The 14,529-nt window shown below is 68.3% G+C and carries 10 protein-coding genes; 5 read left to right on the top strand and 5 right to left on the bottom strand.

The features are described 5' to 3' along the window. Positions 1-197: 197 nt before the first annotated feature. Complete coding sequence (locus MJ785_RS07880; protein WP_239380280.1) at positions 198-974, bottom strand: spheroidene monooxygenase; 777 nt, start codon at positions 972-974, stop codon at positions 198-200. Further along, a complete protein-coding gene (locus MJ785_RS07875; RefSeq protein ID WP_239380278.1) occupies positions 971-4,921 on the bottom strand; it encodes a BTAD domain-containing putative transcriptional regulator in 3,951 nt (1,316 codons plus the stop codon). The genes MJ785_RS07880 and MJ785_RS07875 overlap by 4 nt, the downstream gene beginning before the upstream one ends. A gap of 453 nt (positions 4,922-5,374) precedes the next feature. On the opposite strand from MJ785_RS07875, the gene MJ785_RS07870 reads away from it, so the two are divergent. From MJ785_RS07870 to MJ785_RS07860, 3 genes are all read left to right on the top strand, one after another. After that, on the top strand, positions 5,375-5,941 hold the full coding sequence (locus MJ785_RS07870; protein ID WP_239373684.1) for a hypothetical protein: 567 nt from the start codon (positions 5,375-5,377) through the stop codon (positions 5,939-5,941). 351 nt (positions 5,942-6,292) lie between these two features. Next, positions 6,293-6,736 (top strand): SAV_6107 family HEPN domain-containing protein, encoded by a 444-nt coding sequence (locus MJ785_RS07865; RefSeq protein WP_239310881.1) that lies wholly within the window; start codon positions 6,293-6,295, stop codon positions 6,734-6,736. Positions 6,737-7,014: 278 nt separating this feature from the next. Next, positions 7,015-7,419, top strand: a complete 405-nt coding sequence (locus MJ785_RS07860) for a DUF3040 domain-containing protein (RefSeq protein WP_239310880.1) — start codon at positions 7,015-7,017, stop codon at positions 7,417-7,419. A 42-nt stretch (positions 7,420-7,461) separates the two neighbouring features. On the opposite strand, the gene MJ785_RS07855 is transcribed toward MJ785_RS07860, so the two are convergent. From MJ785_RS07855 to MJ785_RS07845, 3 genes are read right to left on the bottom strand one after another with little or no spacing between them, the layout of a single operon-like run. Next, positions 7,462-9,831, bottom strand: coding sequence for a DUF3488 and transglutaminase-like domain-containing protein (locus MJ785_RS07855; RefSeq protein WP_239380277.1), 2,370 nt, complete (start codon positions 9,829-9,831; stop codon positions 7,462-7,464). Next, a complete protein-coding gene (locus tag MJ785_RS07850; RefSeq protein ID WP_239373705.1) occupies positions 9,828-11,306 on the bottom strand; it encodes a DUF58 domain-containing protein in 1,479 nt (492 codons plus the stop codon). The genes MJ785_RS07855 and MJ785_RS07850 overlap by 4 nt, the downstream gene beginning before the upstream one ends. A gap of 6 nt (positions 11,307-11,312) precedes the next feature. After that, entirely contained in the window at positions 11,313-12,317 is a 1,005-nt protein-coding gene (locus MJ785_RS07845) for a MoxR family ATPase (RefSeq protein WP_239313380.1), read from the bottom strand. Between the two features lie 438 nt (positions 12,318-12,755). On the opposite strand from MJ785_RS07845, the gene mraZ reads away from it, so the two are divergent. Together mraZ and rsmH are read left to right on the top strand one after the other, a co-directional pair. Beyond that, on the top strand, positions 12,756-13,187 hold the full coding sequence (gene mraZ, locus MJ785_RS07840; protein WP_239313371.1) for a division/cell wall cluster transcriptional repressor MraZ: 432 nt from the start codon (positions 12,756-12,758) through the stop codon (positions 13,185-13,187). A 344-nt stretch (positions 13,188-13,531) separates the two neighbouring features. Then, the gene (gene rsmH / locus MJ785_RS07835) at positions 13,532-14,485 is read left to right on the top strand and encodes a 16S rRNA (cytosine(1402)-N(4))-methyltransferase RsmH (protein WP_239313383.1); all 954 of its coding nucleotides are present in this window, start codon (positions 13,532-13,534) and stop codon (positions 14,483-14,485) included. Positions 14,486-14,529 lie beyond the last annotated feature (44 nt).

Genomic DNA, 14,529 nt, shown 5'->3' with positions numbered 1-14,529 from the left:
GCCAAAAGGCGCGTTTATGGTCTCGTGTGTGATGAGCGGTTCTTGTTGTGTCTTGTGTTGTGCGCCGGGCTCAGGCGGAAGCTGAGTTTGGCATAACTTCCACTGTGCCTCGCGATCTTCAATGAGTGTTTAACCGCGGGGATGGTCGTGGTGGCCGCCGCCACTGCCAGCCCCGCGGTCCGCGCTGCTTACGCTGCTTAGAGATCGGCGCTGGAAGGTGTTCGGCCGGATCGTGCCAGCGGGTCACATCCGTTCACCGTTCCGTGGGTACGCAGGACGGCGAAACGCGCGAAGAGCTCTTCTTTGTACCAGCCGTGTTCAAAGGTGCGCCGTACGACGTCGGTATGGGCCGGGCTGCCATAGGCGAACCGGCGTAACGCGTCAGCGTCGTCCCAGACGCTGAATGTTCCCTGTAGGCCGAGTGGCGCCTCGCCGATCCCCACCGCGAACCGCAGGCCTTCGCAACGGGTGAGGTCCTCGGCCACCGGCGGCACCGACCGCCAGAAAGCGGGCGCCCGCCGCAACGACAGCCTGGCTCTGGTGATCGCCGCGATCGGGCCGGCTGGCCGCGCCAGGCCCGCGGGCTGCGTCACCGGGTCACCGAACGGACGCTGACGGGCCCATCGTCCCCGGGACGACAACGGGTGGAGCTCGGCTCGCCACCGTTCGTAGGCAATGGCGGACCATGCGCCGATCATGGCGGACCGTTCGAACGAGGCCGCTTCCCGCGCGGAAGCCCAGACGGTCAGCACAGCCCAGCGCAGCACGTCGGCGTCGCGCGGACCGAACGTCCGGCCGCGTCCGGTGCCGAGGGACCTGGCGAAGACGAGACCGGTTGTGCGCCGCAAGTGCCGGCGGTCCAGCGCCATCCTCGCGGCCGCGTGCGGAACATGGCGGGGCCGTACCCCCCACAGGTCGATGATCACCAGGGGGCAGGCGTGTGCCGCGGTAGCATCGCCATCTCCCACGGTCACAACCGTATCGCCGTGGGGTCCGTTGGCCGCAGTGGTGACAGGCGCAGGACAGCATCGTGCTCCACGCCGTATTTCTGCGCGAAGAACGCCCTGACCCGGGATGGGTCGTCGCGACAGAGAAGCGCACGGCATCTTCCCAGCGGCAGCAGGGGATGGCGGTTCCCCGTGACCTGCGTGAGGAGGCCATCCGGGCCGCTGGCGCGAACCAGCCGGGCCAGCGTGTCATCGGCCAGGTAGACCGCGCCCTCGGTTCGTACGTACCGCACGGTCAGTTCCAGGGGGCCGTCCGTGCACGAACCAATCAACAGCGGCAGCTTCAGGTAGTCATCAAGGCTGATGCTGACCTCCGGGCGCCACAGGGCGGCGAAGCGTTCTTCGATGAACTGGACGAGCGTGGAGTCGATGGTCGTCTCGTGCTGGGTGGAAACCGCTGAAGAGCGACCAACCGGATATGTCGATACAATGGCCCCATTGTCCCATCGATGGTAACTTGTCAGCGGCTGCTCGGTGTATACACGCACGGACATTCGGTGTCTAAGGCCTGGGTCCAGGCCCGTTCGGATCGCGTCGAGCCGGCGCAGGTTGTCCCGGATGGCCTCGGGGACGTTGATGGTGCGGTCCAGATCCTCCTCGCGTTGCGCGGCAGCGGGCGAGTCCGGGTCGAGCAGGAGGATCTGCACGAGCGCACCGCCGTTCAACGCGCTGTTCACAGCCGTTGCGAACGCCTGCTCATGCAGGGTGGTGACCAGGTCGGTCCACGTGTTCAGGACCTGTACGATCCGCCGGCTGGCGGCGGCACGGCTGATGAAGTACTCAGGGTCGAAGCCGCCGAGCAGCCTGCCGCCGCCGAACTGGGCGGGCTTGGCGGGCATGGTTGAGGACAGCCGCTGTTCCGCGACGGCGAGTTCCGCGGAGCGGGTCTGGCGTAGCAGGTTGATGCCCTGTTGCCAGGATCGTCGGGCGCTGGCGATGTCGTCCATCTGCGCGAGCATGTCCCCGCGGCGGATCAGGACGCGCGGTTCCCACAGCGGGTCGGGCAGGGCCGCGAGCAGCGTCAGGGATTCGTTGTACGCGGCGAGCGCGCGTTCCAACCGCGTCTGGCTGCGGTAGAGGTCACCGAGGCGGCGCAGCGCGTATGCCTGCAGCGGCCGGTTGTCGAGATCCCGCGCGATGGACAGGCTCGTCGACAGGCAGGTGACGGCCTCGGAGAGCTCCTGGCGGTTGCCGTGGCACATTGCCAGGCACACCAGCGTCTCGGCCTCCGCGGCCGGGCTGTTGGAGCGGCGGAACAGTTGCAGCGCGCGGTCGAAGAGCTCCGTCGCCTCGTCGAACCGGCCCTTGCCGCGGCAGGCATCGGCGAGCCCGTGCAGGCTGCGTGCCTCGCCGAAAGCGTGATCGATGGCAGTGAAGATTTCGTAACTACGGGTGAAGCGTTCAGTGGCGAGATCGAGGTGGTCGCGTGCCGCGCTGTTCGCGTCGACCGCGGGCTGGTCGTCCGGGTCGGTGCCGGAGGCGCTCAGACGCCAGAACGCCTCCTCGAAAGCGAGGAGGATGTTCCGGTCGCCGAGACCGCACAACATGATGGCCTCAGCGAGTGGGTCGCCTGCCCGGCGAGCCGCCGTCAGGCCCAGACCGTGCGTCCGATCCCAGTCGTCCCAGTAGCCGTTGAACTCGTAGAACCGGGCGGCCGCCGCGGCCAGCCGCCACGTCATCTCGTCGAGTTCCCGCGCGGATGCCTGCTCGATCAGGAGGTGAAGGTTGATCCGCTCGATGCCGAACCATACCAGCGGCCCCGCGGCCAGCGCGGAGACGATGTCGTCCGCTGACGTGGAACGCGCGACCGGGTTGTCGATCGTCAGTGACCTACCCGGCGAGAAGACCGCGGTCGCGCGGTCGATGACGGTCAGGTAGGCCGAGAGCAGCCTGGTCAGGGCGGGGCGCAGTTCGTCGCCGACGGTGTTCAGCGGCCCGGCTTCAGCCGGTGCTGTCGCGGCGGTGGGCTGTTCCTCGGTGGGCTGTGCTGTCCTGGTGGGCTGTGCTGTCCTGGTGGGCTGTGCCCCAGCGGGGGAAAGGTCACCGTGCTCCGCCAGCTCCCCGGCGCGGCGAGGAAAGCCATTATCGGGTGGCCGCTGGCCGATCGGGCATTCTCGCGCGAACACCCGCATCAGATCGTGGAAGCGGTAGCGGGTCTGCCCTGCCTGGTCGGGGCCACGTCGTTCCAGGAGCTGGGCGTCGGCGAGCCGGTCAAGGATGTCCTCGGCCTCGTCGCTGCCTATGTCGAGCAGAGCCGCCGCGGCCCAGGGCGCGAAGTCGACCATGTTGGGGAGGGCGAGGAGCCGGAAGGCCTGGCGCTCGTCCTCGGGCCGGCCGACGTAACTCAACGCGAAGCTGGCCCGGACCTCGAGGTCACCGAGTTCCAGCCAGGACAACCGGTCACGCTCCCCAGTGAGCCGGCTGGCTACCCGGGCCAGCCTCCAGTGCGGGTGAGCGGCGATCTTACGGCCGGCGATCTGGATCGCCATCGGCAGGTAGCCGCAGAGCCCGGCGATGTCGCGGGCGGCTTCGGGCTCGGCTTCGACCCGTTGGTCGCTGGTGAGTTTCGCCAGCAGCGCGACGGCTTCGGCCGGGTACAGGACATCGATGGTTCGGTGATAGGCGTCCAGGCTGTGCAGGCCGGAGCGGCTGGTGACGATGACCGCGCAGCCGGGAGTGGCGGGCAGCAGGCGCCGGATCTGAGCTTCGTTGGCGGCGTTGTCCAAGACGATTATCATGCGCCGGTTGACGAGCATGCTGTGGTACAACTCGGCAAGGTCGTCCGGGTCGGTGGGCACCGCGGTTCTGGTTACTCCAAGCGCCTGTACAAGCCGAGTCAGTACCTTGATCGGATCCAGCGGAGACGGCAGGCTGCCCCGTAGGTCAAAGAACAGGCTCGGGTCGGGGAAGTGCTCGCGGGCCTGATGGGCCAGGTGAACAGCCAGCGCGGTCTTGCCCGCTCCCGGCTTACCCGCGATGGCGACGACGACGGTGCCTTTGGCCAGCGCGTCCGGGTCGGTCAGAGCAGTGAGGATCTTGGTCTGGATGGTGTCGCGGCCGGTGAACTCGGCGACGTCCGGTGGCAGCTGGTACACCCCGAGATAGGGCGGTTTCGGTGGCGCCGGGCGTTCCAGCGCGCGTGGCGGTGTCCAGTTCAAACTGGGCGCCTCCCGCAGAATATCCTCTTGCAGCCGGCGCAGCAGACTCGAGTCGAGACCGTGGGAACGCAGGGCGTCGAGCCCGTCACGGCACGCCTGCGTGGCATCTTCCAGCCGGTTGTCCCGGTACAGGGCGATGATGAGATCTTTGCGTAGCCCGTCGTCGTGTGGGTACTGGGTGACCAGCGCCCGGAGCTCGCCGATGGTCTCCCGGTGGCGGCCCAGCGAGAGGTCCGCGGAGATCCGTGTCCGCCGGACATCGCGGTGCAGCTCATCGAGGCGCTGGATGTGGGCGGCGGCGAAGGTGTACTCGGCGACATCCGTGAGTGGCTGACCCCGCCACAGGCCCTGGGCGGCCTGTAACGGGGCGATCGCGGCGACCGGATCTCCGTCCTCGACGGCGCGGCGGCCTTGCCCGAGCAGGGTACGGGCCCGGGTGGCGTCGATCTGCTCGGGGCTCACCCGAAGCGAGTACCCCGAGCCGTGGCGGACGAGGAGCCGGCTGCCTCTGGCCGGGTCGAGCCTGCGGCGCAGCTCGCTGATGTGCGTCCGCAGCGTTGCCAACGCCCGGTCCGGGGGGTGACCGTCCCAGACCGCCTCGATCAGGCGGTGGGTTGTGACGATCTGGTCGACGTTCAACAGCAGGACCGTGAGCAGCGTTTTCCGTTGCTTTCCGCCAAGAATGATCACATTGCCGTCGCGGGTGGCCTCGGTGGGGCCGAGGATTGCGAAATGCAGGTTCTCTTTGTCTGGCATGTGACCTTCTCGCGCCGATCCCGTCTGATTACGATATCTGGGGATACCTGATTCCGGGGGCCGCGCTTCTTCGGGCCGCCGACGGCGCGGCCGTGCTGTCGGCGTATCTGGGAGGTGAGGATCGTGTCGTCTGTGATCAGATTGCTCGCTGGCGCGGGCTGGCCCGGTGTTTTTGGGTCGCCACCGCAGCGTGCGTCGTGGGTGCCGCTGTCGCAACCACTTCGCGTGCGTGGGCCGAGTCGGATGGGCGACTGTTACCGATACGAGGCATCGCGGGCTCTCTCGTCCGCGGTCCGCGCGGCTGCCGCGGTTGATTCCGTATTTTTGTCAACGGAACATCAATTTTCGCTCTGATCGCATGTGTACGACTGGTTGATGACTGCTTGTTCTGCTTGTTCTATCAGGCCCGCTCGCCCGAGGGCCGAGGAGCAACAGGAGGGTATGTCGATCATTATGGACACATCGACGAAGGAGACAGCACGGTCAGGACTTCTGCATGAGGTGGCGCTGGGCACCGTCGACGGCAGACCGGACCAGGTCGTGCTGGTCGCGGATGGCAGGCGCGTCGCCGCGATTCTCGCGGACTGGGATGAGCACCGCCGGGTTGAGCTGATGGTCGAGGGCCGGCTGCTGGCGTTGGAAGCTGATCCTGATGGCCGTGGGCTACGGGTGTTCGATCCCGTTACGTCGATTCCGCTGGTTGCTTTTCGGTCGGCGCGCCGCGGTGGTGGCGGTACGGTCGAACTTCCGGGCAGCCGTGCGGTGCGTTGGGTCGTTCCCCGCGGTTCCGTCTTTGAGTGCGGCTTTCTGAGCAGCCGGGGTGGCGGTCTCATCCGGTTCGCCCATGACGGCACCGCGCTGGTGCTTGTGGACGACGATCATCGTCGGCGCGGAGGTATTCACGACCCGTTGGTTCTTCTGACGCTGGGCTGGTTTCTGCTGGTGAAGAGCCGACGGCGGCACGATCACGGTTCTTTCGCGTCACCGCAGCCGGCGGCCCAGGTCTGTGCGGCCGCGTAAGGGCCGCCGGTGGTGTGGTTATGGTCTTGTTTTCCGCGTCACCGGCGGCCGGGTCCGCGCGGCACGGCCTGATTCGCGCGCTGATAACCACCGGCCGCCGCGATGGATGCCGAGCGGCTCAGCCGCCGGGAACGTGTTCGCGGCCGCTGCGGTAAACGGCCGCCGTCTTCCGTCCGGCGGCCCGTTGCGGCCGGCGATGTTGACGACCTGCCCCGGTCGGGGTTTACTCCTTTCAGAGTACGAACACGCGTTCGATTCATGGAAGGAGTGGTCATGAGCCGGCGGAGTGTTGACCAACACGCTGCATGTGCCGCACCTGCTCTGACTCGGGAACGTTCTGGCGTACGAACGGTGCTCCCGGTCGCGGGGCTGCCTCGCCGTTCCCGTGACGAGCTGCTCCTGGCCGCGCGTCACGGCCTTGACGAGGCGAGCCTCGCCCAGCTTCCCGGCCAGCGGTACGCGCTGGCCCATATGGCGGCGTTGCGTGCCGCCGCGGCCGTCCTCGCTGATCGAGCTCAGGCCCGTCCCGGTCACCGTGGCCGGCCGGTGAGCGTCTGGCGGCTACTTGCGACGGTGGCGCCTGAACTGGCGGAGTGGGCCCAGTTCTTCGCCGCCGGTGCGGCGAGGCGGGCGGCGGCCGAGGCGGGCCTACCGGTGGTCGGTACCCGCGATGCCGATGACTTGGCCCGTCAGGTCGAAATCTTTCTCACGACGGTGGAAACAACATTGGGTCTGCCGTCACAGGCGGCGCTGCCAGCTATGGTTGTCGGGCCGGTCAGATCTTCCCGAGACTGAACGCACCCGCTCGTGTTCGGTGCGTGCCGCTTCGGGCGCGCGGTGCCGAGCGCGCCTTTGATCGCGTGCGTGGCCGTTTCGGCGTCGGCGCGATCCGGCCGGCGCCGCTGATGGCCCCTCCCGGCGTGAGGCGGGATGGGCGGGGGGAGGACTGACGGCAGGACGAACCGATCGGTCTGTCTCGGCATGGTTGGTTGCCTACCGCGCCCGCCCAGTCATGCCTATTCTTGGGTGTCAGGTTCCGTCTGCCGGACCTGCCGGTCGTGGGAGGAGCGTCGATGCCGCTCTCGGAAAACGAGCAGCGCCTGCTGGATCAGATCGAGCGCGCGCTCGTCGAGGACGATCCGAAGTTCGCGAGCACGGTCCGCTCGACGAATCCCCGTACCTACCTGCTACGCAGGGTTCGTCGCAGCGTTCTCCTGTTCCTGTTCGGATTGGTTGTCCTGGTCATCGGGGTCGTGCTCAACCGGACGCCGTTGATCGTTGTCTTCGGTGTGCTCGGCTTCGTGCTGATGCTGTTCGCGGCGTCACGTGGTGCCGCGGATCTTCGCCGGATCGGTGGCCGCGGTGGTGAGCTGAGCGGTCGTCATCCGGCAGCCTCACGTCGCCGAGCACGTGCCTCAGCGGCTGAGCGTCTTGAGGAACGCTGGCGTCGCCGGTGGGAGGACCGGGACGGCCGCTGACGCCTGAGCGGGCCCATCAGCAGCTGGGTGGCTTCCAGCGGGTCACTTCAGGCGGGCTGTCCGGCCGAGCACGCCCAGCGCCCCTACCACCGACCGTGGAGCAAGTACCGCGCGTGCCCGGTCAGTGCGTGGTGCCGCCGTTCGCAGCAGTCGTGCGACCAGTTGCAGGTCGCGTCCGATCTTTTCGTTGGCGCTGGAACCGGCTATTGCCGACGGCGCGTAGCGAGCGAGTTCCTCCGCCTCGACAATCCGGAGCAACGCGGCTCGGGCCGCCTCGGCGTCCGACGCTCGAATCTCCGGGCTGGCAGCGATGTGGTCGGCCAGCCGCAGCGCACTGGCCCGCGGCGACTCGTTGGGCCGCAGCGGTACCCCAAGATCGAATGTCAGGTCCGCGAGCTCGGCCCAGGCCGCGTGCACGCGGGCATCCGCGGTTGCCGCTCCCGCGTGATCGGCTGAGCCGCCTGTCATAGCGGTGGCGAGCCGGCGCCGACGGCGCGTGACCCGCACCAACGCCGGCAACAGCAGCACCGTGACGATGCCTGTCCCGGCCAGAGTCCGGGAAAGCCAGCGGATGATCGTCGGCAGGGGGCTTTCCGCGGAACGTGTTTTTTCGGAAGCTTTCGGCTCTGGGCTTGGCGTGCTGTCCCGGACGGCGTCGGTGTCCGGGCCCGTGCTGGGGGCCACGCCCGGGGTGGTGGCTGACGGTGTGGCCGACGGACTCGCGCCCTGGCCGGCCGGATCGGAGGCCGCGGCATAGGTGGGGGTGATGGTTCCGTCGGTGCGGGGGGTCGGCTCGAAGGAAACCCAACCGGCGCTGGCGAACCACGCCTCCGGCCAGGCGTGCGCATCCCTGTTAGTGATCAGATAGCTGCCGTCGGCCTGCCTGGCCCCCGGGACAAAGCCGATCACCACCCGGGCTGGGATGCCGAGCGTCCGCAGCAGCACCGTCATCGCGGAGGCGAACTGCTCACAGTAGCCACGTCTGGTTTTGAACAGGAACTCCGTCAAGGCTCCGTCCTGCGCGGTCGGGGCGCCGTTGAGATCGTAGATGAAGGTGGTGTCATGGAGGTACTTCTGGATCGCGAGGGCCTGCTGGTAGGCGTTCACGCGGGTCCCCGCTATCTCCCGGGCGAGCTTCTCGACCCTCGGGTCGGTACCGGGAGGCAGCTCCGTGTCGATCTTTATATCGGCTGGGAAGGTCCGCGGGGAGGCCATGAGCTGGCTTGGGAGCGGATCGGGAGTGGAGGCTTCCACCTGGTAGTGCGCACCGGCGGTAGTGGTCCGGGTGCTGAAGACCGTGCCGGTGTCGGTGGACAGCCGCCAGTCACTGCCAGAAGCAAGGCCTTCGATCCTGCTCGGGGTGCCCGGAAGGGGAAGGTAGCGTTCCGTCAGGACCGTCGACACGTCGATTGTCGCTGACACCGTGCTGACCCGGGTGCTGCGGTCCGGGGCGGGCAGGCCGTCGCTGATCCTCGCCTCACTGGTGGCGCGCAGTGACCGGAGAGTGAATCGCTGTCCGTCGAACTGCTCCAGCGCGGTGAGTCGCAGGTATCTGGGCGTGGCCGTGCGCACCGACAGCAGGGTGGTCGGTTGGCTCGCATGCAGCTGTTGGGACAGCGAGACGAGCGGCGGTAGCACGATCGCCGAAGCCGGGCCGGTGTAGCGGGTGACGCCCTGTTGGCGCGCCAACGGTCCCACCCCGTCAAGGGATGGCAGGACCGCCGGGACGGCCAGCGCGCACATCACCGCGCACAGGGCGATCCCAACGGCGAGGCTCCTCGCGTTGTTCGGTAGGGCGGCCTGCGCCGAGCCGGTAATCGGCTTTCCCCAGCGTTCGACCGTCTGCTTCCACTCCATCACGAGCAGGAGCAGGAATCCCATCGCGCCGAGCAGGTAGGGAACCACTCCGACACCATGTGGCAGCACGGTGGCGGGCAGCATGAACAACGCCAGCAGGGGAAGCCCGGCGAGCGTCGGGCGCCGGATCGTGACCGCCAGCAAGTCGACGATCAGTACGACGCAGTAGACACCGATGACGGTCAGCACCACCAGGCCCGGACGCTGCGGCACCGGCGCGGCGAGCTGCGAGACGTCGTCGCGGCCAGCTATGATCAGGGAACGCAGCGCATCCACCGTCCGCCCGGTCGGCAGCAGGCCGGCGACGGCGGTTTCACGCGCGTACAACGCCGTGACCGTGATCAGAAGACCGAGCAGCCCGGACACAATCCCTACCGGGATGGCCAGCCGTAGCGCCCGTGCCAGCGTGGTCGTGCCCACAGCTACCGCGGTGGCCACGACCACGGGGCCGAACCACCACCAGAAGCCGTCGAACAACGGCGCGAGCGCGGATGCGCACAGCAGCGACGCCAGCGCAGCCCCGGCAGTGGGAACGAGCTGGAGCCGGGAGGTCACAGCGCGGCCCCGGCCCGCGTGTCCATGGGCAGCGCGCGGCCCGGTTCCGCCGCCGGCTTCGACGCATGTTCCGATACCGGTCCTGATACTGCTTTCGAGGTCGGGCTCCCGCCCGCGACCGCGTCCCCGCCGGGTCCGCCGGTGGTCGGATCCGGTGTCCGCGGGCTGTCGTGGATCATGCCGCCCGCGGCCGGCTCGGGTGTGGCGGCGCCTGTTCCGCCACCCCGCGCTGGCCCCTTGCCGGTCGTTCCCGGCCACAGCGCGGTGAGCCTGTCGCCATACCTGGCGATGATCACCGTCCAGCCGTGGCGCTGGAAGACCGCGCGGCACGCCTGCAGGCCTTCGGTCCCGCTCGCGGAACGCTCCCCCTCGTCCCAGGTCGCCACGTTGACCAGCAGGACGATCGCGGCGGCGTCGCGCGGGCGCGCTCGGGCGAGGACCACGGCCTGCGCCGGATCGGTACGTCCAAGGATCGCGACCACCATGGAGCTGTCAGCGGTCCGCAGACGGCTGTACACGCGCTGCGTCGAAAGGGTGTCGGTGGTGTTCACGACCGCGAGCTCGTCCAACAGCGCGGCCGGGTTGCGCGACCCCCTCGCCGCGGCCGGGGCCGGGGCGTTGTCACAGATGAGCCGTACCGCCTTGCCCATCCCGGTCAGGTACACAGCGATCGAGGCAGCCGCGCCGACAGCCCATTCGAACGAGGACATGGGCCCCTGACCGGCCCAGACAGCGGACCGGGTGTCGAGGAACAGGGCCGCGTTGCTCGGGCGGAAGCTCTCTTCCTGGCGAACCATCAACTCGCCGGTACGGGCGCTGGTCCGCCAGTGAACCCGCCGGAGGTCGTCGCCGGGGTGGTAAGGGCGAGTGGAGAAGTCGTCTATACCAGTAGCGGATGCGCGCCGACGGCGGTGGGTGCTGATCGTGGTGTGGCTGCCCGGACGGGCCAGGGGCAAAGTCTCCACCGGAGGGGTCACGATCAGTTCGTCGCGGCTGCGGAACGTCCGCGTGAGCTCGCAGAGCCCAAAGGGATCCGTGATCCGGATCGCCATCGGCCCGATCAGGTACCGGCCACGAAGCTGAGGACGAAGCTTGTAGGTGAGGTACCGGGCGCCCCCCGCCTCCACCCGGTCGAGTACGAACCGGGCCCGGAGCCCAAGACGGTCTGGGACCTCGTCATCGACCAGCAGCACCGAGGAGGGACGTCCACTCATGTTGTCGATCCGGATGCTGACCGCCGCGGCGCCGCCCACGGCCACGCGAGCGGGAACGAGAAGACGGTGGCACGCGAGCCGGTAGCGGGTCTTGCAGACGAACGCCGCCGCGCACACCGGCAGTGCCAACAGCAGCATGCCGACGCGGAGCAGGTCCTCCTCGCCGACGGTCGCGGCCAGCGCGCAGCAGGCCAGCCCGGTGGCCACGAAGCACAGCCCGCGGATGGTCAGCGCGCGCATCGCCGCCAGGAAGTCGAGCACGGAAAATCAGCGGCCGCGGTGCGGTGGACGTGCCCCAAGGCGTGGGATGGGGACGCGCGCGACGATCTCCGTAATGATCCGGGAGGCGACGTCGGCTATGGATACGTCCGACATCGCGACATCGGGGTTCACCAGCAGCCGGTGCGCGAGCACTGGCGCGGCCATCGCCTGAACGTCGTCGGGGAGAACGAACGCGCGGCCGTCGAGGGCGGCCCGCGCCCGAGCGGTCCTGACGACGTGCAGCGTCGCGCGGGGAGAGGCGCCCAGGATGAGCTCGGGATGCCGGCGGGTGGCCGTCACGAGGTCGACGATGTAGCGGCGCACATCGTCGGACACATGCACCGCGCGTACCAGGGTGACCAGTTTGGCGATCTCGTCGGCGTCGGTGACGGGGCTGATCCCGTCCAGTGGCTCGGCGGTACCATGGCTGTTGATCATAGCAAGTTCGGCCACGGGCGACGGGTAGCCCATGGACACCCGCGCGGTGAAACGATCGCGCTGCGCTTCCGGCAGCGGATGGGTGCCTTCCATCTCGATCGGGTTCTGGGTGGCTATGACCATGAACGGCGACTCCAGGTGGTAGGTCACGCCATCGATGGTGACCTGGTGTTCCTCCATGCATTCCAGGAGTGCCGACTGCGCCTTGGGAGCGGCGCGGTTGATCTCGTCGCCGACGACGATGTTGGCGAACACCGGACCGGGCCGGAACTCGAAATCCCGGGTGTCCTGGTTGTAGACGCTCACCCCGGTGACGTCGCTGGGCAGCAGGTCCGGGGTGAACTGGATACGGCGGACCCGGGCATCGATCGAACGCGCGAGGGCCTTGGCGAGCATCGTCTTCCCCACACCGGGCACATCCTCGATGAGCAGGTGGCCGCCGGCCAGCAGTACGATCAGCGCGGTTCTGACCACTTCGGGCTTGCCGTCTATGACGGACCCGACGGACTGGGCCACTCGCGTCGCGACATCCGCGAGGTGGTGCAGGCCGGTCCCCGGCTCGCGCCACTGCATGACGCCGGGCTCCGTCACCGTCACGTCGGTCTCCGTCCTCAGGTCAGCTGCGTCAGTCGGCAGGGTGGGCCCGGCGGGCCCAGGCACTCCACGAGTGTGACATCCATGCGGCCGATGGCCTTCATGCGTGGAGAATCATCCGGCCACCGATGTCCGGAAAGCGTACTGATTCGTGGCGGCATTCGATCGTAGCTGCCACGACTGTTACTCGCAGGTGTTTTTGCCATGTTTGGCCAAAGGCCACATTGACTTCGCATTCATGATCCATGCGCATCGGCGCTTGTGGGCTTCGAGGGGTGTGTCCGGAGTGTCGGAGGGCTTCCAGGTGGGGGAGAGTGGGGTACAGTGGCGCGCAGTGGGGGACGGACGCACTCGCAGGCCAACCAGAGCGGGACTGGCTGGCCTTGAGCCTCTCGGGTCTGGGCGAGGAGGGCGCCGATGTTCCTCGGTAGCCACACGCCACGACTCGACGACAAAGGCCGGCTCACGCTGCCGGCGAAGTTCCGTGATGAGCTGGAAGGGGGGCTTGTGATTACCAAGGGGCAGGAGCGATGTCTCTACGTGTTCCCTATGGTTGAGTTCACCCGGATCAGCGAGTCCCTGCGGACGGCTCCCGTTACGGCAAAGGCGCTTCGGGATTACAGCCGTGTCTTCTTTTCCTCGGCATCGGACGACGTTCCCGACCGGCAGGGCCGGATCACCATCCCACCCGCGCTCCGGACCTACGCGGGTCTCACTCGCGACTGCGTGGTGAACGGCGCGAACACCCGGGTGGAGATCTGGGACGCGTCCCGTTGGGACGCCTATCTCGCCAGCCAGGAGGAGAACTTCGCCGCGCTTTCCGAGGAGGTGCTGCCCGGCGTCATCTAGGAGGCCAATGGGCGCGTGATCATGTTTCTTCGCGTGGCGGCCTTGGCCTCAGGGGACGCGGTGCTGGACGCACGCGAAGACGGGATACGGGCGTGCGCCGAGGTCTCCCCCCGCTCTTCACCGGACGTCACTTCCCCGGTGTCCGGTGACGCGAGCGGGGCGGGACCTGGGCACATGCCGTGCTTTCGGGGCCAGGTTGCGATGTGTGCAACCTGGGCTCAGGCAGGTCGCTCGTCAGTTGTGTGATTTATATCTTTGTTTTTCGTATCTTCACCTGCCGTGGCTTGGTATTGCCGCGGTTGACCGCCCGCCGCGAGGTTCACGAGCAGTTCGAGGAGGTCGAGGTGGACGCCACGCACACCCCGGTTCTCTCCGACCGTGTTGTCGCCCTGTTGGCGCCCGCGCTGGGCGAGCCTGGGGCGGTGGTGATCGATGCCACAGTGGGACTCGCGGGTCATGCGAGCGCGCTGCTCGCCGCATCCCCCGATGTCCGTCTGGTCGGCCTTGACCGTGACCCGCAGGCGCTGGGGCAAAGCCGTGCTCGGCTGGCGGCCGAAGACGACCGGGTCACCTTGGTCCACGCCGTGTACGACCAGCTGCCCGCCGTTCTTGACATGCTCGGCCTGGCCGAGGTGCACGGCGTGCTGTTCGACCTCGGGGTGTCCTCGTTGCAGCTCGACTCCGACGAGCGGGGATTCAGCTATTCCCGCGACGCTCCGCTGGACATGCGGATGGATCCGACCAGGGGCCGGACCGCTGCGGATGTCGTCAACACCTACGGTGTCGACGAACTCGCCCGGGTCCTGCGCGAGTACGGAGAGGAACGGTTCGCCCGCCGGATCGCCTCGGCTGTGGTCGCTGAACGCGCTCGTGAACCGTTCACCTCGTCGGCCCGACTTGTTGACCTTGTTCGTCGGAGCATTCCGGCGGCTACTCGGCGTACCGGGGGAAATCCGGCAAAGCGCACGTTCCAGGCGTTGAGGATCGAGGTCAACGGCGAGCTCGAGGCGCTGGCGCGGGCCCTGCCCGCGGCTCTCGACGCGCTCGCCGTTGGGGGGAGGCTCGTCGTGCTTGCCTACCATTCGCTGGAGGACCGCATGGTCAAGCGGGCGCTGGCGGCCAGGGTACGGCTTGATGCGCCGCCGGGCCTGCCAGTGATCCCGCCGGAGGCTGTCCCGACGATGCGGTGGCTCACCCGCGGCGGTGAGCCACCGCCACCGGATGAGGTGGCGGCCAACCCGCGAGCGGCCGCGGCGAAACTGCGTGCGGTCGAGCGGACGCGCCGTGGCGCGGCATGACCGCCCCCGCCCCTCCGCTGCCGCGCCGGCTGAGGACCAGGACG

The organism is Protofrankia sp. CiT1, assembly GCF_917627335.1.
In the GTDB taxonomy this organism is placed as follows: Bacteria; Actinomycetota; Actinomycetes; order Frankiales; family Frankiaceae; genus Protofrankia.
Note: the sequence above shows the minus strand (reverse complement) of the source record. Positions and strands in the feature narration are given on the sequence as shown.

Excerpts from the sequence above, each read along its gene's own strand:
- MJ785_RS07875 (WP_239380278.1), bottom strand. The coding sequence starts at position 4,921 with ATGCCAGACAAAGAGAACCTGCATTTCGCAATCCTCGGCCCCACCGAG.
- MJ785_RS07870 (WP_239373684.1), top strand. The coding sequence starts at position 5,375 with ATGGACACATCGACGAAGGAGACAGCACGGTCAGGACTTCTGCATGAG.
- MJ785_RS07860 (WP_239310880.1), top strand. The coding sequence starts at position 7,015 with ATGCCGCTCTCGGAAAACGAGCAGCGCCTGCTGGATCAGATCGAGCGC.
- MJ785_RS07845 (WP_239313380.1), bottom strand. The coding sequence starts at position 12,317 with ATGCAGTGGCGCGAGCCGGGGACCGGCCTGCACCACCTCGCGGATGTC.
- mraZ (WP_239313371.1), top strand. The coding sequence starts at position 12,756 with ATGTTCCTCGGTAGCCACACGCCACGACTCGACGACAAAGGCCGGCTC.